Origin of the sequence: Sinomonas cyclohexanicum, assembly GCF_020886775.1 — a bacterium.
Taxonomy (GTDB): Bacteria; Actinomycetota; Actinomycetes; order Actinomycetales; family Micrococcaceae; genus Sinomonas; species Sinomonas cyclohexanicum.
The window spans coordinates 3,478,360-3,501,833 of record NZ_AP024525.1 but is presented as its reverse complement, the minus strand read 5'-3'; the positions used below and the strand labels follow the sequence as shown (position 1 = coordinate 3,501,833).

Annotated in this window: 17 protein-coding genes and 3 pseudogenes; 7 read left to right on the top strand and 13 right to left on the bottom strand. The window is 69.1% G+C overall.

All coding sequences use genetic code 11. The features are described 5' to 3' along the window. Nucleotides 1–75: 75 nt before the first annotated feature. Complete coding sequence (locus SCMU_RS16555; protein ID WP_229230197.1) at nt 76–1,008, bottom strand: metallophosphoesterase; 933 nt, start codon at nt 1,006–1,008, stop codon at nt 76–78. 4 nt (nt 1,009–1,012) lie between these two features. Next, a complete protein-coding gene (locus SCMU_RS16550) occupies nt 1,013–3,325 on the bottom strand; it encodes a transglycosylase domain-containing protein (RefSeq protein ID WP_443020165.1) in 2,313 nt (770 codons plus the stop codon). 36 nt (nt 3,326–3,361) lie between these two features. Here SCMU_RS16550 and sp36 point away from each other — a divergent pair, with 36 nt between their 5' ends. The 3 genes and pseudogenes from sp36 (at nt 3,362) to SCMU_RS16535 (ending at nt 4,928) form a co-directional block, all read left to right on the top strand. Beyond that, the gene (sp36, locus tag SCMU_RS16545; RefSeq protein ID WP_084249599.1) at nt 3,362–3,520 is read left to right on the top strand and encodes a Sp36 family protein; all 159 of its coding nucleotides are present in this window, start codon (nt 3,362–3,364) and stop codon (nt 3,518–3,520) included. Then, nucleotides 3,517–4,020 carry a RidA family protein gene (locus tag SCMU_RS16540; RefSeq protein ID WP_229230195.1) on the top strand — a complete coding sequence of 168 codons (504 nt, stop codon included), beginning with the start codon at nt 3,517–3,519 and terminating at the stop codon, nt 4,018–4,020. Before sp36 ends, SCMU_RS16540 begins: the two co-directional genes overlap by 4 nt. After that, nucleotides 4,004–4,928: pseudogene (locus SCMU_RS16535) on the top strand (NUDIX hydrolase). The gene SCMU_RS16540 and the pseudogene SCMU_RS16535 overlap by 17 nt, the downstream one beginning before the upstream one ends. Nucleotides 4,929–5,030: 102 nt before the next feature. On the opposite strand, the gene SCMU_RS16525 reads toward SCMU_RS16535, so the two are convergent. Further along, entirely contained in the window at nt 5,031–5,708 is a 678-nt protein-coding gene (locus SCMU_RS16525) for a Crp/Fnr family transcriptional regulator (RefSeq protein WP_066500145.1), read from the bottom strand. A gap of 166 nt (nt 5,709–5,874) precedes the next feature. On the opposite strand from SCMU_RS16525, the gene SCMU_RS16520 reads away from it, so the two are divergent. After that, nucleotides 5,875–7,047 (top strand): MarP family serine protease, encoded by a 1,173-nt coding sequence (locus SCMU_RS16520; protein WP_229230192.1) that lies wholly within the window; start codon nt 5,875–5,877, stop codon nt 7,045–7,047. A 33-nt stretch (nt 7,048–7,080) separates the two neighbouring features. On the opposite strand, the gene aroQ is transcribed toward SCMU_RS16520, so the two are convergent. The 4 genes and pseudogenes from aroQ to SCMU_RS16500 form a co-directional block, all read right to left on the bottom strand. Beyond that, nucleotides 7,081–7,554: a type II 3-dehydroquinate dehydratase gene (aroQ, locus tag SCMU_RS16515; RefSeq protein WP_229230191.1), complete on the bottom strand. Its 474-nt coding sequence runs from the start codon at nt 7,552–7,554 to the stop codon at nt 7,081–7,083. A gap of 249 nt (nt 7,555–7,803) precedes the next feature. Beyond that, nucleotides 7,804–8,341 (bottom strand): annotated as a pseudogene (locus SCMU_RS16510) (transposase); the annotation flags it as partial. 86 nt (nt 8,342–8,427) lie between these two features. Beyond that, complete coding sequence (locus SCMU_RS16505; protein ID WP_229230190.1) at nt 8,428–9,741, bottom strand: IS110 family RNA-guided transposase; 1,314 nt, start codon at nt 9,739–9,741, stop codon at nt 8,428–8,430. A 237-nt stretch (nt 9,742–9,978) separates the two neighbouring features. After that, a pseudogene (locus SCMU_RS16500) lies at nt 9,979–10,821 on the bottom strand (IS256 family transposase); the annotation flags it as partial. 88 nt (nt 10,822–10,909) lie between these two features. On the opposite strand from SCMU_RS16500, the gene SCMU_RS16495 reads away from it, so the two are divergent. Beyond that, nucleotides 10,910–11,845 (top strand): cupredoxin domain-containing protein, encoded by a 936-nt coding sequence (locus SCMU_RS16495; protein ID WP_229230189.1) that lies wholly within the window; start codon nt 10,910–10,912, stop codon nt 11,843–11,845. A gap of 113 nt (nt 11,846–11,958) precedes the next feature. Here the strand turns inward: SCMU_RS16495 and SCMU_RS16490 are convergent, their stop codons facing one another. The 5 genes from SCMU_RS16490 to SCMU_RS16470 all read right to left on the bottom strand — a co-directional run bounded on the left by SCMU_RS16490 (nt 11,959) and on the right by SCMU_RS16470 (nt 18,711). Beyond that, the gene (locus SCMU_RS16490; protein WP_229230188.1) at nt 11,959–13,083 is read right to left on the bottom strand and encodes an acyltransferase family protein; all 1,125 of its coding nucleotides are present in this window, start codon (nt 13,081–13,083) and stop codon (nt 11,959–11,961) included. 2 nt (nt 13,084–13,085) lie between these two features. Next, nucleotides 13,086–15,269: an alpha-galactosidase gene (locus SCMU_RS16485; protein WP_229230187.1), complete on the bottom strand. Its 2,184-nt coding sequence runs from the start codon at nt 15,267–15,269 to the stop codon at nt 13,086–13,088. 110 nt (nt 15,270–15,379) lie between these two features. Next, nucleotides 15,380–16,735: an ABC transporter substrate-binding protein gene (locus SCMU_RS16480; RefSeq protein ID WP_229230186.1), complete on the bottom strand. Its 1,356-nt coding sequence runs from the start codon at nt 16,733–16,735 to the stop codon at nt 15,380–15,382. Nucleotides 16,736–16,829: 94 nt separating this feature from the next. After that, nucleotides 16,830–17,750: a carbohydrate ABC transporter permease gene (locus SCMU_RS16475; RefSeq protein WP_229230185.1), complete on the bottom strand. Its 921-nt coding sequence runs from the start codon at nt 17,748–17,750 to the stop codon at nt 16,830–16,832. Between the two features lie 10 nt (nt 17,751–17,760). Next, the gene (locus SCMU_RS16470; protein WP_229230184.1) at nt 17,761–18,711 is read right to left on the bottom strand and encodes a carbohydrate ABC transporter permease; all 951 of its coding nucleotides are present in this window, start codon (nt 18,709–18,711) and stop codon (nt 17,761–17,763) included. 151 nt (nt 18,712–18,862) lie between these two features. On the opposite strand from SCMU_RS16470, the gene SCMU_RS16465 reads away from it, so the two are divergent. Next, complete coding sequence (locus SCMU_RS16465) at nt 18,863–20,128, top strand: Gfo/Idh/MocA family protein (RefSeq protein WP_229230183.1); 1,266 nt, start codon at nt 18,863–18,865, stop codon at nt 20,126–20,128. A gap of 1 nt (nt 20,129) precedes the next feature. Further along, entirely contained in the window at nt 20,130–21,140 is a 1,011-nt protein-coding gene (locus tag SCMU_RS16460) for a LacI family DNA-binding transcriptional regulator (RefSeq protein WP_443020340.1), read from the top strand. A 78-nt stretch (nt 21,141–21,218) separates the two neighbouring features. Here the strand turns inward: SCMU_RS16460 and acs are convergent, their stop codons facing one another. Beyond that, the gene (gene acs, locus SCMU_RS16455) at nt 21,219–23,198 is read right to left on the bottom strand and encodes an acetate--CoA ligase (protein WP_229230181.1); all 1,980 of its coding nucleotides are present in this window, start codon (nt 23,196–23,198) and stop codon (nt 21,219–21,221) included. Between the last annotated feature and the right edge of the window lie 276 nt (nt 23,199–23,474).

Below are 23,474 nucleotides of genomic sequence, written 5' to 3'. Positions count from 1 at the left end.
TAGGAAGTGGTTAGCTGTGGCAACTACCCTACGCCTTCGCCGGTGGCCCCGGTCATACCTCCCGGGTGGGTCGGTTCAGGCCCGGGGCGTGAGCGTGAGCATGATGGCCTCGGGGCGGCACGCAATGCGGATCGGGGCGTAGCGGGACGTGCCGATCCCTCCCGATACGTTGAGCGGGACCAGCCGGCCCCCGTGCTCCCATTCGGTGAGGCCCTTGGCGCGCCACGTGGGCAGGTCGCAGTTCGAGACGAGCGCGCCGTAGAACGGAAGGCAGATCTGGCCGCCGTGGGTGTGGCCGGCGAGGATCACGTCCGCTCCGGCGTCCGTGAAGTGGTCCAGGACCCTTTGGTAGGGGGCATGGATGACGGCGACCCTGACCGTAGGCCCTCCCGCGTCTGCCGCCGTGCTCCGGGGCCAGCCGGCGTAGCGCTCGCGCCTCAGGTGCGGATCGTCCACGCCCGAGAAGTCGAGACGCAGCCCGCCCAGATCCAGCGACTGCGACCTGTTGGTCAGGTTGATCCAGCCAGCCGAGCCGAACCCGGTGAAGAGTCGACGCCAGTCGAGCTCGACGCGCCGGGGGACCGCCTTCCGGTTCGATGGCCCCAGAAGGTAGCCCGCCGGATTGCTCCTGACGGGCGCGTAGTAGTCGTTCGAGCCCGGGACAAAGACGCCGGGGAATCTCAGGAGTGGCTCGAGCGCGTCGAGCAGCGGCAGGACGGCGTCCGGGTGGCTCAGGTTGTCTCCCGTGTTCACCACGAGGTCCGGCTCGAGCTCGGACAGGCCCGCGAGCCACCGGACCTTCGCGGCCTGGCCCGGCACGAAGTGGATGTCGCTCAGGTGCAGGACGCGAAGCGGCTCCGAGCCCTCGGGCAGGATCGGGACGGTCTCCTCGCGGAGCACGAACTGGTCCTTCTCCCACCATCCGTAGGCTGCGGCGGCGGCGCCCGCGCTCGCACCGAGCCCGGCGACGAGGGCAGCGCGCCGGGCTACCGTGGCAAGGGCGGTCACCAGATCAGCCGTTGCCCTTGCCCTTGCCGTTGCCGGGGTTGGCGGGCTGCGGCGCGGGTGCCGGCGGGTTCACCGGGGTCTGCTGAGACTGCTGCTGGGTCTGGTTCTGCTGCGGCTGGGCCGAGGCCGGCGCAGACGGGGAGGAGCCCCCGCTGATCAGGTTCTGCGGCGGCGCATCGAACTCGCCGTGGTCGTAGAGCGGCGCAGCGATCTGCATGTACCGGGCCCACTGCGGCCCGGCGATGAACGCGCCGTCAACCGACTTGTAGAAACGGCCGTTGACGTAGACGTTCTGGCCGATCTTGTCTGCGATGCCGCCTGTCGCGATCCCGAAGAACGAGGCCGTCGCGACGCCGCGCGTGTAGCCGACCACCCAGGTCTGGTTGTTGAACTGGTTGGTACCGGTCTTCGCAGCGGCGGGGGCGCCAACACTGATGAACTTGCCCGACGCGTCCTTGATGTTGAGGCCCGAACCCTTGGTCAGGACGTCCTGGAGCACGTTGGTGGCGGCCTTGGCGACGTCCGGCTTGATCGCGCCCTGCTGGCAGGTGGGCGCCTGACCGCCGATCTTCTTGCCCTGCGGATCCGTGACCTCCGTGATGGACATCGGCTGGCAGTAGGTGCCGTTGCCCGCGAACGTCGCGAAGGCGTTCGCCATGGTGATCGGCGCGACGTTGGAGCCACCGAGGAGGTTGCCGAGGGTCGCGAGGTCGAGCTTCTCGTCCTTCCCGCTGCCGAGGTGCATACCGATGGCGTCCGCGGTGCGCTGGATGTCGCAGAAGTCGTTCAACCCGGCTGCGGTAGCGAACGTCGCGGTGTTGATCGACTGGTAGATGCCCTCGCGGACGCTCATCGGGCGATACCAGCCCGGCTCGTCATTCTGGAGGTCGATCGAGTCGGGCACGGTGCTGTCGTACCAGCCCTGGACATGCTGGCACGTGGTCTTCCATGGGTAGTTGATCCCGTAGCGCCGCTGGGCCGCGTTGACAATCTGGTTGGTCGACTTGCCCTCGCCGAGCCATGCCGCGAGCGTGATGGGCTTCATCGTCGAGCCGGGCTGCATGCCGCCAAGACCGCCGAGATCGTTGCCCTGTTTGTCCGCCGAGTCGACGTTGAAGTTGTAGACCGTCACGTAGTCCTTGCCCTGCCCGGGCAGCATGCGGCTGTTCTGGGCCATCGAGAGGACCTTGCCCGTGCCGGGCTCGATCGAGACGAGCGAGGCACCCCACGGCCAGGCCCCGTTGTTCGCACCGGCCGTCGAGTCGACCTCCGTCTGGGCAGGAGTCTGCAGGCGCATGTCGAGCGTCGTCTTGATCGTCAGCCCGCCGCGGACCACCTTGGCCAGGCGCTCCTTCTCGTCCGCGCCGTAGGCCGGGTCGTTGAGGATCTGGTGGATCACGTAATCGCAGAAGTACTGGGCAGTCGCGGCGTACTGGCAGCCCTGCTTCGGTGGGTTGACCTTGGTCTGCACGGGGGTCGCGACGGCGTCGTCGTGCTGCTTCTGGTTGATCTTGCCGTGCTCGAGCATCGCGTCGAGCACGAGGTCGCGGCGCTTCTTCGCGTTGTCCGGATGTGCGATCGGATCGTAGACCGAGGGGCTGTTGACCAGCCCCGCCAGGAGCGCGGCCTGCGGCAGCGTGAGGTCCTTGGCATCGGTGGAGAAGAAGTACTGGCTCGCAGCCTGGATGCCGTAGGCGTTGGCGTTGAAGAAGACGATGTTGAGGTAGCCCTCGAGGATCTGGTCCTTCGTGAACTTCTTCTCGAGCGCAATCGCGAGCTTCATTTCCCGCAGCTTGTCGCCCACGCCCTTGTTCAGGCCGTTGAGCAGGACCTCGTTGTCCTTGCCCTCCGCGACGAGGTTCTCGTTGATGACGTTGTTCACGTACTGCTGCGTCAGGGTCGAGGCGCCCTGCTTGCTGCCGCGCAGGTTCGCGGCGAGCGCGCGGAGGATACCGGTCGTGTCCACGCCGCCGTGCTCGTAGAAGCGGTAGTCCTCGATCGCGACGATGCCGTCCTTGATGAACGGGGACATCTGGTCGAGGGTGACCTTGGTGCGGTTCTCGGCGAACAGCGTGGCGATCTGGGAGCCGTCTGCGGCGAGGACCTTCGTCACCTGTCCTGGGGGGTCCACGGTGAGCTCGCTCGGCAGGCTCTCGAAGAACTGCACCGAGCCGTTCGCCGCGCTCCCCGTGACCGCCGCAGCGGGCACCATGAGCCCGGCCACGAGCACGCCACAGATCGCACTCACTCCAAGGAATGCAAGGATTTTCCCCAAGGTGGTGGCCGTGTCAAAGACAGGGTTCTTGCCAGACGCCATGTGGGCCAGTCTACCGGGACGTACTAATCTGGCCTCATGACCGCCTGGGAATACGCCACCGTGCCCCTCATCGTGCACGCTACAAAACAGATCCTCGACCAGTGGGGAGAGGACGGCTGGGAGCTCGTTCAGGTGGTTCCCGGACCGGGCGGGAACGGACTCGTCGCGTACATGAAGAGGGAGAAGCAAGCATGAGCCAGGACGCAGCGCAGGGGACATCCCAGACCGACGTGAGCAGCGCGGTCGAACGTCGTCTCGCCGAGCTGGGCCTGAGCCTGCCCGAGGTCGCCGCGCCCGTCGCCGCGTATGTTCCGGCCGTCGTGAACGGCACCAGCGTCTACACGTCCGGCCAGCTGCCGTTCGTCTCCGGCCAGCTGCCCGCCACGGGCAAGGTGGGTGCCGAGGTGAGTGCCGAGGACGCCAAGAAGTACGCACAGCTGTGCATCATCAACGCCCTCGCGGCCGTCAAGGCCCAGATCGGGAACCTTGACCGGATCACGCGGATCGTCAAGGTGGTGGGCTTCGTTGCCTCCGACCCGCAGTTCACCGGGCAGCCCGGCGTCATCAACGGCGCCTCCGAGCTGCTCGGCACCATCTTCGGCGAGGCGGGCACGCACGCCCGCTCGGCCGTCGGCGTCGCGGTCCTGCCGCTCGACGCACCAGTGGAGGTTGAGTTGATTGCCGACTTCGTATAAGCGCCGCTTCACCCTGCCCCGGCACCTCCAGGGCGCCGCGCGCAGCTGGCTCGAGGAGGCCGACCGCGCGCCCCGCAAGCCCCGCCTCGCCTCGACCGTGGCTCTCGTGCGCGACGCGCCCGACGGCACCGAGACCTGGCTGACCTACCGCACCGGCGACTCGCCGCTCGGCGTCGTCGCCTTCCCCGGGGGATCGGTCGAGAACGCCGATCAGGACTCCTTCGACTGGTTCGGCCCATCCGTAGGCCAGTGGTCCGAGCTCCTCGGCACCGACGACTACGCGCTCGCCCGCGTCCACGTGGTCGCAGCAATCCGCGAACTCTTCGAGGAGACCGGCGTGCTGCTCGCGGGCTCCGACGAGTCCGTGGTCGTCGAGGGGACCAGCACCGCCGACTGGGTCCGAGCCCGCGAGGCGCTCGCGAACCAGGAGATCGGCTTCGCGGGACCTCCTGTCCAAGCGCGGCCTCGGGCTCCGCACGGACCTGCTCCGCTCGCTCGTCCACTGGGTGACCCCCGAGTTCGCGCACCGGCGCTTCGACACGCGCTACTTCGCGGCGACCCTGCCGGTGGGCCAGACGCCCATGCTCCTGCCGAGCAAGGGCGTGTGGGGGCAGTGGGTGAGCGCGGCCAAGGTCGTCGCCGGGCGTGAAACGAGCGCACTCGGCGACGAGATCGGCCAGCCCGACACGCGCGGCCTCGCGCTCCCCGAACTCCTCGTCCCCGCCACCGAGATCATCCTCGCGAAGATGGCCAAGGCCAAGGGCTGCATCGCCTACCTGAGCATCAAGCGCAGCAACCACCTGTACCGCGCCGAGCTGGTCGAGGAGAACGGCCAGCTGTACCTCGAGGTCGAGGCGCCGGGCGCCGTCGCGCCGCCGACGGAGGCGCTGCGCGTCGTCGAGCCCTGAGGGGCCAAGCCCCTGACAGACACGGAGAGCCGGACCCGAAAGGGTCCGGCTCTCCTTCTTTCGGCCAGTGGGCTCAACCAGCGCGGGCGAGCTCAACCGGCGTCAGCGCGAGCGCTGGCGGAGGCGCTGCATGTCCAGGATCACGACGGCGCGCGCCTCCAGACGGATCCAGCCGCGCTGGACGAACTCGGCCAGGGCCTTGTTCACGGTCTCGCGCGAGGCGCCCACGAGCTGGGCGAGCTCCTCCTGCGTGAGCTCGTGGGCCACAAGGACGCCGTCCGTCGCGGGGCGGCCGAAGCGGTCTGCGAGGTCCAGGAGGGCCTTCGCGACGCGCCCGGGAACGTCCGAGAAGACGAGGTCCGAGAGCGAGTCGTTGGTGCGGCGCAGGCGGCGGGCGAGGGCCTGCAGCAGCTGCGCGGAGACCTCCGGGCGGGAGCGCAGCAGCGCGACGAGCGCCTCGTTCTTGAGGCCGGCGAGCCGGGTTTCGGAGACGGCCGTGGCGGTCGCGTTGCGGGGGGCAGGGTCGAAGAGGGCCATCTCGCCGAAGAGCTCGCCCGGGCCGAGGATCGCCACGAGGGACTCGCGCCCGTCCGGGGACGTGCGGCCCAGCTTCACCTTGCCGGAGACGATGAAGTAGAGCTGGTCGCCCTGGTCCCCTTCGCGGAACACCGACGCGCCGCGCGAGAGGTCAACCTCGGTCAACTCGTCCGTGAGCAGGCGGAAGCCTTCGTCGTCCAGCGTGGCGAAGAGGGGTGCGCGGCGCAGTACCTCGAGGTCCAATTCATTCTCCTAGTGTCAGTGGCGTTCACATGCTTGCGCTGGGGCCATTGTTTCAGATGCGCGGCATGTTTTGTGACGAACTTGGCATGCGACACATCCCCACGCCGGCCGCTGGGTCTCCGGCGGCTCCCAGTGTCGGGCCAGCGTGCGCCGGTAGACTCCTCGGGTGAACCTGCTCGACATCATCCTCGTGCTCGTTCTCGTGGGCTACCTGCTCAACGGGATCCGGGCCGGGTTCGTGGTGAGCCTCGGCGGGATCCTCGGGTTCGTGGCCGGCGGCATCGCTGCCTTCTTCGCCGTGCCGATCGTGAGCGGCTGGCTCACCGATGGCGGCTGGCGCGCGGCCGGCATCATCATCACCGCAATCCTCCTCATGGCCGCCGGCAACGCCGTCGGCTCGGCGTTGGGCCACCGCGTCCGTCGGGGGATCCGCTGGAAGGGGGCCACCGCCGTCGACCGCGGGCTGGGCGGCCTCGTGAGCGTCGTTGTCGCAGCGCTCGTCATCTCGATGATCTCGTTCACAGTCTCGAGCATCGGTGTGCCCGTCCTGACCCAGCAGATCGCCGGCTCCGCCGTGGTCCGTGCGATCGACGACGCCACGCCGGACCCCGTCAAGGAGCAGGCCGCGGCGCTGCGCGCGTTCGTGATCGGGGACGGGCTGCCCAAGCTCATCGAGGGCATCGCCCCGGCCCAGCCCGTTAAGGTGCCGGACTCGGTGGACACGCCCGAGCTGCGTGCCGCCGCGCCGTCGATCCTGCGGATCACCGGGACGGCGTACCAGTGCGGGCAGAACCAGACCGGCTCGGGGTGGGTCGTGGCCCCGGACCGCGTCATCACGAACGCACACGTCGTCGCGGGGGTGAGCGAGCCCGTCGTCGAGCTTCCCGGCGGGGGCGCGCGCAGCGGGCGGGTCGTGTACTTCGATGCCGTCCACGACCTCGCCGTCATCGCCGTCTCCGGTCTCCGCGCCACACCGCTGCCGCTGACGGGCATGAGCCCCGCCGGCACGTCGGCGGCGTTCGGCGGCTATCCGCTCGGTGGCCCGTACCAGCTGCGCCCAGCGGTCGTGCAGGGCACGACGACGGTCCTCGCCCCGGACATCTACGGCGCCAACGAGGTCCCGAAGCAGGTGTACCAGATCTCCGGCAATGTCCAGCAGGGCAACTCCGGCGGCCCGCTCATGACCCTCGACGGGCACGTGACCGGCGTCGTGTTCGCCAAGAGCGATTCGACGGCGAACGTGGGCTACGCGATCACGATGGACGAGCTCGCTCCCGTTGCCGCCCGGGCCTCCGGGCTCAGCCAGACGGTCGCCTCCGGCGTGTGCACGCGGAAGTAGCCGGCTCTCGATCTGCGCCGGCCTTGAGCCGCCTTACGCGTCGACCGGCTTGCGCGTGGCCGTGAGGTCCGCGAGGTACTCGATCGCGAAGCGGTAGCCCAGCACGCCCGCGCCCGCGATGACCGCCTTGGCGATGTCGCTGAGGTACGAGTGGTGTCGGAACGGCTCGCGCGCGTGGACGTTCGTGATGTGCACCTCGACGAGCGGCAGCTGGACCGCTGCGATCGCGTCGCGGATGGCCACGGACGTGTGCGTGTAGGCGCCGGCGTTGAGCACGATCCCGAGCGCCGTGGTCCGTGCAGCGTGGATGGCGTCGATGATCGCGCCCTCGTGATTCGACTGGAAGCACTCGGCCGCGAGGCCCTGCGCCTCGGCGGCGTCCGCGCACAGCCGCTCGATGTCCGCGAGGGTGTGCGTGCCGTATTTCTCGGGCTCGCGCGTGCCCAGGAGGTTGAGGTTGGGGCCGTTGATGACCAGGACGGTGCCGCGGTGAGGGTTCTCTGCCATGGACCCACTCTAGGCGTGGGTCTATCCTTGGCGTGTTCCCCGGGGACCTCGAGGGGGAGCAGCACCCTGATTCGGTGGGGTCTCGGCACCGAAGCGGCCACTGCGCCATCGTTCTGGCGGCGCACGACGCCGCGCGGCGGGCTCGCGCTGTATGCGCTGCCCGCGCTTCCGTTGCCGTGTTCCCCGCTGGAGGGACCCGGCGCAGAGCGTGTCAAGTTGTTTGTGTGAGTGGTCGGTCTCCGGTTTGGTTCAGAGGTAGGGGTTGATGCGTTCGGGGTAGGCCAGGGCGAGCTGGGCCAGGGCCTGCTTCCAGTTCGTGGTGACCTGGCCTTGGACGAGGCGCCCGTCGGCCTTGCGCCGGTGTGCGGGCAGTCCGCGCTCCTTGGCCCGTTGGCGGGCGCGCTTGTCCTCGATGTTGCAGATCGCGAGCCAGAGCAGCTTCACGACCCGCGTCGTCGGAGGGGAAGTGGCCGCGGTTCTTGATGACCTTGCGCAGCTGGTAGTTCAGCGACTCGATCGCGTTGGTGGTGTAGATGACCCGGCGCAGCATCGGCGGGAACGCCAGGAACGGGATGAACCGCTCCCAGGCGTCCTGGAACGCCCGGACCGTGTTGGGGTTCTTCTTCCCCAGCTCGGAGGCCGCGAACTCCTCAAGGGCCGCCTTCGCGGCGGCCTCGTTCGGGGCCTGATAGACCGTCTTGAGGGCCGCGGCGACGGCCTTGCGCTGGCCGTAGGCCACGAACCGCATCGAGGCCCGGATCAGGTGCACCACGCAGACTCCCGCTGTCAACCCCTGGGGTCCGGATGGGGGTCGCGGGGGGCAGGGCTGATCGGCGGGCGGGGGCTTCCCGTCCGCTGGGGGTGTGCGTGGGCTCAGCTCGCGGCGGGCAGTGCCAGGTGTTCCTCTGCGGTGCGCTGGGGGATGGGGCCGGTGTCCTGGGCGTGGTCGGCGGCTTCGAGGGCCTGCCGGCGTAGGGGGTGCAGGGCCGGGTCGTATTCGGTGCGGTCGTGCCAGCAGCGCCAGAGGATGCGGACCCAGCGGGCTGCGACGCCGCGCAGTGCGCGGTGGTGGCCTTGGCCTGCGGCCCGGGCCCTTCGGTAGTGCTCGCCGGTGAAGTGGGGGTCCTCGCGGACGGCGACGAAGGCCCACCAGTCGATCGCGTGGCGCATGCGCTTGTTCGCCGCGTAGCGGAAGCGGACCTGGCGGGTGCGCCCGGAGGCGCGGGTGACGGGAGCGAGCCCGGTCTCGGCCAGCAGCGACGCCGCGGAGGGGTACCGGTCGCGGTCCTCGCCCATCCCTGCCAGGAGGGTCGCGGCGGTGACGGGGCCGACGCCGGGGAAGGCGGTGAAGATCCGGGTGTCGGGGTGGGCGGCGAGCAGTGCCCGGATCTCGGTGTCGTATTCGCGCAGGTGCCCGTTGAGCAGGGAGAGCTCCTCGGCCATCCGCACTGCGGTGAACGCCCGGCCGGCGCTGGTGCCCTCGCCCGCGGCGAGCAGGTGGGGGCGGAGGCGTTCCACGAGGGTCTCGGCGCTGGTGCGCCCGGAGTAGCCGTGGGCGGTGATGAAGGCGTCCATGCGCTTGACCCCGACGCGGGCGGCCTGGGCGGGCTGTGGGTAGCGCCTGATGAACTGCAGGGAGATGTCCCGGTCGAGGCTGGAGAACAGGTGCAGGACCGCAGGGTTGTAGGACTCCATCACCGCCCGGAGCTGGTTCTCCAGGTCGCGCTGGCGCCACACGAGCCGCTCGCGGTCGCGGATCACGGCGCGCAGGCGCATCAGGGTCTGGGACGCGGGTCGGATCGGGCGCCAATGGGTGTGTTCGTGGCGGAGGCTGTCGGCCAGGACGAAGGCGTCGAACGCGTCGGACTTCTTCGCGGCCATCCGGTAGCGCTCCCGGGACCGGGCGGAGACCTTCGGGGAGATGCAGTAGACCTCCACGGCCAGCTCGAGCAGCCGCTCGACCAGGAGCCCTTCGGCGCGTTCGATGGCGACCCGGACCACGCCAGCGACCGCGGCAAGGGCGGCGCACAGCCCGGCAAGGCCTTCGACGGTGTGCGGGAAGCGCTTCTGCAGCAGCGTGGCCCCGGTCGAGTCGACGAGGCAGAGCTGGTGGAACGCACCGCCCCAGTCCACGCCGGCGAACACCTCGGGGGTCCCGGCAGCGGTAGCCAGTTCAGTACTTGTCATACCGCAGGTCCTTCCTCTCGGACTGAACCCACCTGTGCCGGGGATGCGCGGCAGCCTCGCGTCAGGACCTCATCTCGGCGATCGCCGCACCGGCGTCGCATCTCCCGCTGGCTGATTCACGATTCTGCCCCGCGGCGGCCGAACGGGTCTGCATGTGGGCCTCGAGGGCGACGCGTCTGCAAGGGTTCTGACCGCCACGGCGCAGGTGGCTGGCCGAACGGTTCGGCCACCGCCATTGTGGACAGATGAGGTCTGCACCAGCGACTCGGGCCAGGTTGCCTCGATCGCCTCGGGGAAGCCGGTGAGCCCGTCGCAGCAGACGATGAGTACGTCCCGGACGCCGCGGTTGGCCAGCTCGGCGCATACCCCGGCCCAGAACTTCGCGCCCTCGGCGGCCTGGACCCAGATCCCGAGCACGTGCTTGATCCCGTCCATGTCCACCCCGACCGCGATGTGCGCGGCCTTGTTGCGCACGTGCGCCCCGTCGCGGACCTTGACCACGATCGCGTCCAGGTAGATGACCGGGTAGAAGGACTCCAGCGGCCGGCGCTGCCAGGCCAGGACCTCGTCCAGGACCTCGTCGGTGACCTTGGAGATCGTCTCGCGGCTGACCTCGGTGCCGACCGTGGAGACGAGGTGATGCTCGATGTCGCGCACCGTCATCCCGCCCGCGTACAGGGAGATGATCATGTCATCGAGCCCGGACAGGCGCCGGGCGCCCTTGGGCACGAGCATCGGTGTGAAGGTCCCGTCCCGGTCCCGCGGGACCGCGAGCTCCACGTCCCCGGCGATCGTGCCGACAGTCTTCGGGAACGAGCCGTTGCGCGAGTTCGGGAACAGCGCCGCGTCCGGGTCGCCCTTCTCGTACCCGAGGTGGTCCGACAGCTCGGCCTGCATCCCGCGCTCGAGGCCGGCCTTGATCAGCTGCTGGATCAGCCCGTCCCTGCCCTCGAGCTGGACCTGCCCGGCATCGATCATCGAGTACAGCTCATCCAGCGCCCCCGACGCCTCGAGCGCTTCCACGCCCTCACGCTGGGCCCTGCGGCGCTCCTGCCGCTCTTCCTTGCTGACCATGCTCATCAGTGTCTCGGCTTTCTGTCAGGGACACCGCCCTCACACAAACCATCTGACACCCTCCCGGCGCATGGCCTCCAGAGCAGAGGTTCCCATGTCATCCCACACTCCGTTCCGTGCCCCCGCCGTGGTCCTCACGGCACTCGTCACCCTCACCTTCGGGCTCCTCGGCGTCGCGCCGGCGCAGGCCGTGCCCGCAGCGCCCCCCTCGACAACATGGACAGTCCTCGTCGGCAACGAATCGCCCGACATGGCCGTCCAGGGCATGCGCTTCCTGCCCGACGACATCACGATCAACTCCGGCGACACCATCAACTTCGTGGCGAACAGCGCCGAGATCCACACGGTGAGCCACGGGACCCCGCCCTTCCCGCCCACCTCACTCGAGAACCTCGAGAAGGACGCCTTCATCCCTGCCGGCGGACCAGTGTTCGACCCGACCCAGTCGTGGTGGAACTCGGGGCTCATCTCCACCGGCAACACCCCCGCCGGGCCCGGCATCAGGACGTACCCGCTCACGTTCACCACAACAGGTGACTTCACGTTCTTCTGCATGATCCATGGCGAGATGATGTCCGCGACCGTCCACGTCCACGCGGCGGGAACGGCGTACCCGCACTCCAAGCAGTACTACAGCGCCCAGGCGGCCGTGGCCGCAGCCCAGATCCTCGGCGACGGTTACCGGCTCTGGGCCACCACCCTCGCCAAGTCCAGCCCGACGCACGTGTTCGCCGGCGCCATGGATGACAAGGCCATGGTCATGCGGTTCATCCCGTCGCTCGACGTGGTCCGGAAGGGGACCACAGTGACGTTCGACTTGAGCGCCAATGCTGGCGTGGTGCCGCACACCGTGACGTTCACGTCGGTCCCGGCCGGAGTCACGCCGCCCGCGTCACCGATTCTCCTGCCCGCCTTCGCCGGAGGACCGTCTACGTTCCAGGTCACCTTCACCAAGGCCGGCACGTGGCACTACATCTGCGAGTTCCACGATGACATGGGCATGGTCGGCGACGTCGTCGTGACGCCGTAGGCCGCGCGACTCAACCACCCGCCGACGACGGCGGTGCCCCACAAGGGGTGGGGCACCGCCGTCGTGCGCTGACTCCCCGCGCGCCCGCACATCCGAACAGCCCGAGAGCACGGCTACTCGGTCGCAACAGGCTCCGGGGGCCCCTGGCCCGTGCGTGGCGCGCCGAGGATGCGCGCGCGCAGCCGCTGCGCCGGCCTCTCGATCGCCAGACAGCTGAGCAGGCCGAGCGGCCACACCACGACGAGTGCGATGGCGGCGAACGCGAGGGGCGACAAGCGGGCGGGGACCAGTGCTGCCGCAAGGAGCTGTTGGGCCGGCCACCCGTAGATGTAGATGCCGTACGAGATGTCCCAGCGATTCCCCACATGCGACCGGACTGATCCTGCGCACAGCACGAGGTAGGCGAAGGGCAGCGGAGCCAGGGCGGTCCCGAAGCCCGTGGCGAGTGCACCCCAGACCGCGAGCCCTGCCGCAGCGGCCGGAAAGACGCCTGGCCGCAGCCGGTTCCGCAGGGTTGCCAGGAGAGCGCCCGCCAGAAAGACCGCGATGAACGGGAGGACGAACTCCGTGCGGCCGGATCCGTATCCGCCGCCGACGACCTTCCCGGCGACGGCCCCGGAGAACAGCGCGAACAGGAACAGGATCACGATGCGGTGTGGTGCCCTGCCGTGCAGTGTCCTTCCGGCCGACGCCCTCCGGGCGGCGTACACCGCAACCGCGACGAGGACATAGCACAGCACCTCCCAGGTGAGCGTCCACAGGGGGCCGTCCCAGTCTGACGGATCGTTGTTGCCTGCGAGGGAGGTCCCGATCGGCGGTGTCTTCGTGGTCCCGATGACGAGTGTGAGGGCCGCGGCCACGAAGGCCAGTGCTCCGCGTACCTCCCACTGTCCCTCGGTGAGCAGTGCACCGATGGGCGCCGCGATGAACGCCACCGCCAGCGCCGCGACTGCCAGTGCCGGATAGATGCGCGTCCACCGCGCCGCGGCGAAGGCCAGCGCGTCCGAACGCTCCGCGCTGACCGTGATGAGGTAACCCGAGATCGCGAAGAACCCCATCACGCCCGCCGTGCCGAGCTTGATCCCGTACAGGGCGGGCTCCGGCCCGTAGCCTCCGAGCCACCATGCGTGGGAGATGATGACGGCCGCGGCGAAGACGAGGCGGAGCCCGTTGAGGGCGTTGGTGCGCGAGCCCAGGGCCGCGCCGAGGGTCCGCGACCCGAACAGCCCGGGCGGCATGGCTACTCGGTCGCGGTGATCTCGAGCAGGAGCGCGTGCTCGGGCCGCAGGACGGGCAGCGGCAGGCCGACCTCCGCGAGGAAGCGCCCCGTGGCGGTGGCATCCTCGGCGAGCCAGGCGGGCGGCGCGGTCTGCGTGAACGTGTTGGCCAGATCTGCGTCGTCTGACGTCGGCAGTGCGGCGCGGACGCGGTATGTGCGTTCCGGGTCGAGGCCCGGAATGCCCACGCGCCCCGGCGTTTCAGCCGAGAGCGTGCCCAAGGCGACGGCCGCGAAGAGGCCCGACGCGCCGTCGTGCGCGACGACGCCGTGCAGCGCGAGGTTCGGCTCCGCAAGGTCGGCGTTGACGCGGACCCCCGAATGGAGGAGCCCCCGGTGCGCCTTGTACAGCGCGATGGCCCGCTGGAGCGTCCCGCGCTCGGCGGGCGTGGCCTGGCGGATGTCCCACTCCATCCCGAAGTGGCCGAACAGCGCCGTGATCGCGCGGAACGAGATGTCGTGGATCCGGCCGGTCGTATGCGAGTGGGTCGGGCCGACGTGCGAGCCGACGAGTTCGGGCGGGAGCACCGCCTGGGTCCAGCGCTGGATGGTCTGGCGCTCGAGGGCGTCGTTGCAGTCCGAGGCCCACACGCGGTCGGTGCGCTGCAGGATGCCCAGGTCCACGCGGGCCCCGCCGGACGAGCACGACTCGATCTCGACGTGCGGGTGTGCGGCCTTGAGCGCGTCGAAGAGCCGGTACGCGGCGAGGGTCTGCTCGCGCACCGACGGCCGGCCCGCGTGGCCGTGCTCGGTGAGGTCGCGGTTCTGGTCCCACTTCAGGTACGCGATGCGGTGCGCGCCGAGGAGGGCGTCCAGGCGGTCGTAGACGTACTGCCAGGCGTCGGGGTTCGCGAGGTCCAGGACGTGCTGGTGGCGCCACTCGAGCGGGAGCCTGCCTCCGTCCTTGTAGGACCTCGAGGACGGTCCCGCGATCCAGTCCGGGTGGGCGCGCGCCACGTCGGAATCGAGGTTGAGCATCTCGGGCTCGACCCAGAGGCCGAACTCCATGCCGAGAGCGTTGACCCGCTCGATGAGCGGGGCCAGGCCCTCGGGCCACACCGTCTCGTCGACGTACCAGTCGCCCAGGCCCGCGTGGTCGTCGCGGCGCCCACGGAACCAGCCGTCGTCGAGCACGAAGCGTTCGACGCCGAGCTCCGCAGCCGACTCGGCGAGCTCGAGGAGGGGTTCGAGGCGGTGATCGAAGTACACGGCCTCCCACGTGTTGAGGACCACCGGGCGCTGGCGGCCCGACGCTGCGTGGCGGGCGCCCGGCCCCACATGCTGCGGACGCCCGCGGAACCAGTGGTAGAACGCCTCCGTCACGCCGTCAAGGCCGTGGTCGGAGTACGCCGCATAGAGCACGGGCGTGCGGTAGCTCGTCCCTGGGGCCAGAACCACCTCGCCCGAGCCGAGGAGCTCGGACGCGCCGAGCATCCGCCGACCGTCCGCGAGCGTGTCGAGGTACTGCTCATGGTTGCCGGACCAGCCGAAGTGCACGGCCCATACGCGGCCGGACCGGTTCGAGAAGCCCGCCGTCCCCGCGGCAACGAGCAGCGAAGAGTCGTGGCCGGTGCGGCCATGCCGGCCCGAGCGCACCCACGTGCCCTGCCGGATCGCCTGCCGCTGCGGATGGTTCTCGCGGCACCATCGGCCGGTGAGGTCCAGGAGTTCGACGGCGTCCCCCGGCACCGGGAGCACGGCGCCGAGCTCGTCGAGGCTGTAGGGGGTGGTGCCTGTGTTGGTCAGCTCATGCGAGAGCTCGAGGAGCCCGCCTTGGTGCAGGAGCAGGTCCGAGGCCACGCTCAGTCCTGAGTCGGGATCGGACTGGACGATCCTCGCGCCGCACCCGTCGAGGGTCGCCTCAGCCGAGACCACGCGGAAGGCGGGGGAGAACGAGAGGCCGGGGGCGCCGTCGCCCGTCCGGTTGCCGCGGACCGCGGGGCGTCCCAGCCACCCCGACGAGGCCTGCGGAAGGAGTCCCGCAACCACCGGCACGTCGAGTGCCGAGTGCGGGATCGGCGGCGCAAGGAGGGCGAGGTCGGGCAGGGCCTCGCCCAGGTCGGCGCCCCAGTGGACGATCTCGGCCTCGCCGGAACCGAAGGCGAGGAGCAGGCTGGTACCGGCGGAACGGAGGTGGAGGGGGTCCATGGCAGGTTCTTTCGGTGGTGGGTGGGCGTTGGAGGGCCGCTTGAGTCCAGCGTAGGGGCCCGGCGCAGGCCGGGCCCCTGGTGCCGATCCATCAGGACCGGTCGTCTGGACTACTGGAAGAGCGCGTTGACCTGGGCGTTGGCGTCGGTCAGCGAGCTCGCGGGCGACTTGCCCGAGAAGACGGCGTCCATGGCCGGCTTCATGATCCCGTCAACCTTCGCCGCGTTCTCCGTGATGGGGAAGAGGAACGTGGTGCTGTCCTTGACCTGCTGGGTGAACGGGGTGACGTCGATGCCCTTGGCCTTGAACGCTGCCGATGCTTTGTCCGCGGCCTCCGAGATCGCGGGGAAGACGACCGCCTTCGCGGCAACCACGTCCTGGCAGGCCGGCGAGCCGAGGTACTCGACCCACTTGGCGGCGGCGGCCGGGTTCTTGGTGGCGGCGTTGATCGAGTCGGCGAGGCCGTTGTACATCGAGGCGCGCTTCCCGTCAGGGCCGGTCGGCGTCGGCGCAATGCCCACGTTGACGCCCTTGTACCCGAAGTACTGGCCGATCATCCAGGATCCCTGGGCATTGATCGCCGACTTGCCGGCCGCGAACGTGTCGGCCATGTTCGCCCCGACGACCGTCTCGAGCTTGGGCATGTAGCCCTTGTCGATGATTCTGTGGAACCAGGTGATCGTGTCCTGGAACTTGGCGTCATCGTAGTTGAAGTGCGTGCCCCACGGGTTCTTGTCGGTGTAGTTCCACCCGGTGGTCCCGGTGAGCCAGCTCCACTGGGTCTGACCCATGCCCGACCCCGAGCCGCCGTCAAGGCCCAGACCGTATACGGCCACGTTGTTCTTGTCGAAGCCCGCCTCGTCGCCGCGCTTGCCGTTCTTGTCCACGGTCAGGTGCGCGATCGCCTTCTCGAAGGTGCCCCCGTCCTTGGGGTTCCACGAGAGGCTCCCCATCTGGTCAGCGGTGACGCCCGCCTTGGCGAGCATGTCCTTGTTGTAGAAGAGCGCGATGGTATCCCAGTCCTTCGGCAGTCCGTAGCGCTTCCCGTCCTGGCCGACCCAGAGGTCCGCGAGCCCCTTGTTGTACTGGCCGAGGTCGACGTTGTCATTCTTGACCGCGTCGTCCAGGGACAGGAGCTGGTTGTTCTTGACGAAGTCGCCGTACTTGGAGAGGTGGTCTGTGAAGACGTCGGGACCGTTGCCTCCCACGAAGCCATTGGTGATGTTCGTCCAGTAGTCGTCCCAGCCGGTCTGGGTGACATTGACGGTGATGTTCGGGTTGGCCTTGTGGAAGTCATCGGCGCACTGCTGGTAGGCGGGGAGCTGGTTGGCGTCCCACAGCCAATAGCTGATGGTGCCGCTCGCATCACCCGCGCCCGAGGCGGGCTGGGCGCCGCCGCCCGTGCAGGCAGAGAGGGCGATTGCGGCGGCCGCCGCGGCGGCGACTGCGCCGAGTGCTTTCTTCATCGGAGGTCCTTTCGGGACAGGGGAGGGGAGGCCTCCGGCGGAGCCGGACACCGGTTGGTGCTTGTTTCTCTGTGGGTTGTGGCGTGCCTGGGAGCTACTTGATCCCCGAGAAGCCGATCGAATTGACGATCTTCTTCCCGAAGGCGATGAACAGCAGGAGGATCGGCAGTGCCGAGATCAGGGTCGCCGCCATGAGGCCGGACCAGTCAGGCGCGCCCTGGGGCGACTGCGACTTGAAGACCCCGAGCCCGACGGTGAGGACCCGGACCGCGGGTGCATTGCCGACGAGGAGGGGCCAGAAGTAGTCGTTCCAGGCAGCAATGAACGTGAGCAGGCACAGCGTCGCGAGCGGGCCGACCGCGTTGGGGAGCACGATCTGGAAGAAGATCCGGCCGTGTTTCGCGCCGTCGAGCATCGCGGCCTCCTCGACTTCGCGGGACATGCCGAGGAAGAACTGCCGCAGGAAGAACACTGCGAACGGGGTCATGAGCATCGTGGGCAGGGCGATCCCGAGATAGGTGTTGAGCAGGCCCATGTTCTTGATCAGGAGGAAATTGGGCAGCGCCGTGAAGATTCCCGGGACGAGGAGGGTGCCGAGGAACAGCGCGAAGACCTTGTTCCGGCCTTTCCACTGCAGCCTCGCGAACGCGTAGGCGGCGAGGGCGCTGAAGAAGACCTGGGAAGCAGTGATCAGCGTTGAGACGATGACCGAGTTCAGGAGGTACTGCCAGAAGCTGATCGAGGCCCCAGACCCCCCTTCGGCCTGCGCCTGGGCGGTGGACTGGAGGCCCAGGACCCGTTCGAAGCCGCCCCAGGTGAAGTCCGCGGGCAGGAGGTCGCCCGAGTGGGTCGCGAGCGAGTGATTATTGGACAGTGCGGTCCGCAGCATCCAGAGGAAGGGGCCGAGCGTCACGACGATCGCCAGGATCAGTGCGGTCCAGGTGGCGATGCGGCCCCAGTTGAGGCGGCTCCGACCCGGAGCGCGACGGCGGGCGGCGGGGGTGAAGGTGGTCATGGCTGTCCTCTCAGGCCAGGTCGTTCTCGTTGCCGCGGAGGAACTTCATCTGCAGGAAGGCAACGATCCCCAGGATGATGAACAGGATCACGCTCAGCGCCGAGCCATAGCCGAAGTCCTGCTGGGTGAAGGCGCGCTGGTAGATGTAGTACTGGATCACGCGTGAGGCGTTGATCGGGCCGCCCTGCGTCGTGACGGCCACGGTGTCGAAGATCTGGAACGATCCCGTGACCGTGACCACGAGGACGAGAAGGAGCACTGGGCGCAGGAGCGGCATGGTGACCTTCCAGAAGGTCTGCCACTTGCTCGCACCGTCGAGGTTCGCCACTTCATAGAGATGGCTGGGGATCGCCTGGAGGCCGGCGAAGAGCAGGAGCGCCGTGTAGCCCATGTGGCGCCAGACGTTGACGAACGCAATGGTTGGAATCGCCCAGAACTCGTTGCCGAAGAAGGCGACCTTGGGAATGCCGAGCCATTGCAGCATCTGGTTGACGATGCCGATCTGGTAGTCCAGCATCCAGAACCACAGCAGTGCGACGATGACGTTGGCCACGAGGTAGGGCAGCAGCAGGATCCCGCGGATCACTGTGGACTTCGCCACGTGGTACATGAGGAGGGCGAGGCCGAGTGCCACGACCGTCTGGACCACGATGTTGAGCAGGACGTACTCGAGCGTGACGCCCATCGAGTTCCAGAAGAGCTTGTCCTGGAAGATCTTGACGTAGTTCTTGACTCCGACCCAGACCGGGTTCCCCAGGATGCTGTAGTCGGTGAAGCTCAGGTAGATTCCCCGAATCGTGGGGACGAGGTAGAAGAGCACGAACCCCACAAGGGCCGGTGCTACGAAGATGAGCGCGACCCGAAGGTCACCGCGGCCGCGGCGGCGGGCGGTGTGTTGACGGCCTCCGGAATCGGCGCTGCGCCGCGTAGGCTTCCGTTCCCCCACTGAGGTGGTAGTCATTGGTTCCTCGCTGTGATGTGGATTACAGGTGACCAGAAATCTACACGAGTAACCTCGTGATGAGCAAGAGGGAATCCTGCAAAGTAGGAGCGCTTGATACCTAAGTGAGGAATCTGTTGACTCGTGTAGATTCCACTGCGAGACTTCCCCCATGACTCACACCACAGGCTTCTCGCTCGGTATCGTCGGCGCCGGCCAGTTCTCCGGCCAGTTCTCCAAGCTCTTCAACGCCCACCCCGGGGTCTCCGCCGTGTACGTCACTGACGTCCTCGAGGAGCGCGCCCAGGCTCTCGTCGAGTCCCAGGGCCTCGCGGGCACCTTCGCCAGCTTCGAGGACATGCTGGCCAGCAGCGTGGACGCCGTCGCGATCTTCACGCAGCGCTGGACCCACGGCCCGCTCGTCGTCCAGGCCCTCCGCGCCGGGAAGCACGTCTACTCCGCCGTCCCCATGGCCATCAGCGTCGACGAGATCGCGGCCATCATCGACGCAGTCCGCGAGACCGGGCTGACCTACATGATGGGCGAGACCAGCTACTACAACCCCGCGACGGTCTACGCGCGCCAGCGCCGGGTCGAGGGCGCGTTCGGTCGGATCTTCTACGCCGAGGGGGACTACGTCCACGACATGGACCTCGGCTTCTATGACGCCTACCGGTACAGCGGCGGGGCCGACTGGAAGCGCACCGCCAGCTATCCGCCGATGCTCTACCCGACCCATTCCGTGGGCGGCGTGATCGGGGCGATCGGTGGGCATGCCGTGAGCGTGAGCTGCATTGGCGTGCGGGACGACCGCGGCGACGGCGTGTTCGAGCGCGGCGTCAGCATGTTCGACAACGACTTCTCGAACGCAAGCGCCCTCTTCGAGCTCGCCGGCGGGGGGTCCATGCGCATCAACGAGTTCCGCCGCGTCGGCTACCCCTCGCACCTGCGCGAGAGCCGCTTCCGCTACTTCGGGACCGAGGGTAGCTTCGAGCAGCTCGTGGGCTCGGCCGTCTGGCAGGACAAGGAGGGCTTCTCCGACGTGACGGAGCTCGTCGAGACGGCCTCGACGCTCGACGCCGACGACCCCTCGCTCGCCCACGTGGCCCCCGCACTGCGCGACGCCTTCGTCTCGGGACTCGCTCCCGTGCATGACGCCGGCCGCCTCCCCGAGGAGCTCCGCGGCCTGCCCAACGGCCACGAGGGCAGCCACCATTTCCTCGTGGACGACTTTGTCCGTGCCGTCACGGAGGGACGCCTCCCGCCTGTGAACGCCTGGGAGGCGGCGCGATACACGCTGCCCGGAATCGTCGCCCACCAGTCGGCCGTTGCGGACGGCGCGCGCCTGCCGATTCCGGACTTCGGCGACGCTCCCGGTGCGGCTCCCGCGGTGGAGGGCGCGTCGCCGGCCGCCGGTCCGGGGGATGTCCGCGGCTAGCATGGTGGCCATGCCGCACACCCCCGCCGCCAAGCCGACCGCGACCCGCAAGGACGTCGCGCGGCTGGCTGGTGTCAGCACGGCCGTGGTGAGCTATGTGGTCAACGGCGGCCCCAAGAAGGTCGCCCCGGCGACCGAGGCGAGGGTGCGCGATGCGATTGCCGTGCTCGGCTACCGCCCGAACGCTGCGGCCCGTGCCCTCAAGCTCGGCTCGAGCGAGATGCTGGGCATGATTGTCCCGGACTCGACGAACCCGTTCTTCGTCATGCTCGCCCACGCGGTCGAGGTGGCCGCGGCCGAGCGCGGCTACGCGCTCCTCATCGCCAACTCGGACGCGTCCGTCGCGGCCGAGCGCCGGCACGTCGAGAGCTTTGCCAGCCGACGTGTGGATGGCGTGTTCCTCTCGAGCGTGCTGTTCGAGCCGGACCTGCGCGACCTCGAGTCGGCGGACATCCCCGTCGTCCTGCTCAACCACAGTGCGGAGAGTCCGGGTTTCGCCTCCGTGGGCGTGGACCTCCGCGAAGGCGCGCGCGCCGCAGTCGAACACCTCGCCGGGCACGGGCACCGTGACATCGGACTCGTCATGGGTACGGCGACCGGCGGAGGGCTCGACGGGCGCGAGGTGGGCTGGCTCGAGGGAATCCGCGCGGCCGGGCTCGTGCCCGGTCCCGTCATCAGGGCGCCGTTCCACCGTGCGGACGGCTACCGTGTGGGCCTCGAGCTCGCCGCCTCCGCCAACCGGCCCACCGCGCTGTTCGCGAGCTCGGACATCCTCGCCGTGGGGCTCCTGCGCGGCTTCCACGAGTCCGGCGTGCGGGTGCCCCGGGACATCGCCATCGTCTCCTTCGACGGCTCGCCTGAGGCCGAGTACAGCTGGCCCGGTCTCACGACGCTCGCCCAGCCGATTGCCCAGATGGCCCGCGCTGCCGTCGAGGCCCTCGTGGGAGAAGGCCCAACGGCCCATCGGATCTTCCCGCCGACACTTGTGCGACGGGCCTCCTGCGGGTGCTGACGCGCCTCTGGCCACGCACGACGGCGGCGCCTCACCCCTTGCCCGCTGGGGTGAGGCGCCGCCGTCGTGCGCTGGCTGCTACTTGCGCAGGTCCGCCGCGATCTTGTGCATCACGCTCGGATCGGCGAGGGTCGTCGCGTCGCCCGGGTCGCGGCCCTCGGCGACGTCCTTGAGGAGGCGGCGCATGATCTTGCCGGAGCGGGTCTTGGGCAGCTCCGGGACCACAAGGACGTGGCGGGGCTTCGCGATCGGGCCGATCTCATGGCCCACGTGGTTCCGCAGCGTCTGGATGATCTCGTCGCCGGCGTTCTCACCGGTCGGGAGCTCCGCCTCGCCGCGCAGGATCACGAACGCGACCACGGCCTGACCGGTCGTCTCGTCGGCGGCGCCGACCACGGCGGCCTCCGCGACCCACGGGTGCGAGACGAGCGCGGACTCGATCTCGGTCGTGGAGAGGCGGTGGCCCGAGACGTTCATGACGTCGTCGACGCGGCCCAGGAGCCAGATGTCGCCGTCGTCGTCCTTCTTCGCGCCGTCCCCGGCGAAGTACATGCCCTCGAACCGGGACCAGTACGTGTCCTTGAACCGCTCGGGGTCCCCCCAGATGGTGCGGAGCATCGACGGCCACGGCTCGCGGATCACGAGGAAGCCGCCGTGGCCATTCGGAACGGCGTGCCCGGCCTCGTCCACGACATCCACGGCGATGCCCGGGAGCGGGACCTGGGCCGAGCCCGGCTTCGTGGCGGTGACGCCCGGGAGCGGCGCGACCATGATCGCGCCCGTCTCGGTCTGCCACCACGTGTCCACGATCGGGGCCCTGCCGTGGCCGATGACGTCGCGGTACCACATCCACGCCTCGGGGTTGATGGGCTCGCCCACGGAGCCGAGGACGCGGATTGAGCTGAGGTCGTACTTGGCCGGGATGTCCGAGCCCCACTTCATCATGGTGCGGATCGCGGTCGGGGCCGTGTAGAGGATCGAGACCTTGTACTTCTCGACGATCTCCCACCAGCGCCCCTGATGGGGGGAGTCCGGGGTGCCCTCGTACATGACCTGGGTGGCGCCGTTGATGAGCGGGGCGTACGTGACGTAGGAGTGGCCCGTGACCCACCCGATGTCCGCGGTGCACCAGTAGACGTCCGTCTCAGGCTTGAGGTCGAATACCGCCGAGTGCGTGAACGCGCACTGGGTCAGGTAGCCGCCGGTCGTGTGCAGGATGCCCTTGGGCTTCCCGGTGGTGCCGGACGTGTACAGGATGTAGAGCGGGTGCTCGGAGTCGTGGCCCACTGCCGTGTGCTCGGGGGAAGCAGCACCCATCGCCTCGGACCAGTCCAGGTCGCGGCCCTCGGTCCACGCGACATCCTGCTTGTTGCGCTTGACCACGAGGACGTGCTGGACGGTGTGCCCGTCCTCGGCGAGGGCCTCGTCCACGGCCGGCTTGAGCGGGGACGGCTTGCCGCGGCGGAACGTGCCGTCCGCGGTGACGACGAGCTTGGCCTCGGCGTCGTCGATGCGCGAGCGCAGCGCCTCGGCCGAGAACCCGCCGAACACCACCGAGTGGACCGCCCCGATCCGGGCGCACGCGAGCATTGTCACGACGGCCTCGGGGATCATGGGAAGGTAGACGGCAACCCGGTCGCCCTTGGCCACCCCGAGCGCCTCGAAGGCGTTCGCGGCGCGCTTGACGCGTTCGGTCAGGTCTGCGTAGGTGATGGTCTCGGTGTCGCCCGGTTCGCCCTCGAAGTGGATCGCGACCCTGTCGCCGAGACCGTTCTCCACATGCCGGTCCAGCGCGTTGTACGCCGCGTTGACTTCCCCGCCCACGAACCACTTCGCGAACGGGGGATTCGACCAGTCGAGGGTCTCGGTGAAGTCCTTGGACCACGTCAGGTGCTTGCGCGCCTGGTCCGCCCAGAAGGCCAGCCGATCCGCGTTCGCCTCGGCGTAGATGCCCTCGTTGACATTGGCCGCCGCGGCGAACTCCGGCGTTGGGGCGAACTGGCGCTCCTCACGGAGCAGGTTCTCGAAGGCGTCACCCTTGACGGTTTCGTGGGACATGGATGTCCTTTCGGCTCGTTCCTCGCGTGCTGCAGCCGATTTCCGACGCCTCCTGCGACGGTCGCGGACGGCCGCCGTCGATGTGAGGCCGCACACATCGGCTGCCTTCGTCAACAGTAGCGCGATCGGGGTCGCGACGACGTTGCGTACGTCACACGGCGGCGCCCGACGGCCGGTTCCGTGCGGCAGGCGGTAGGCGTCCGACGGCGAGCGGCGGGCTCGTGCGGGCGTGCTCGCCTCCCCTCGTGCACCGCACTGCATCTAGGTTCGCCCAAG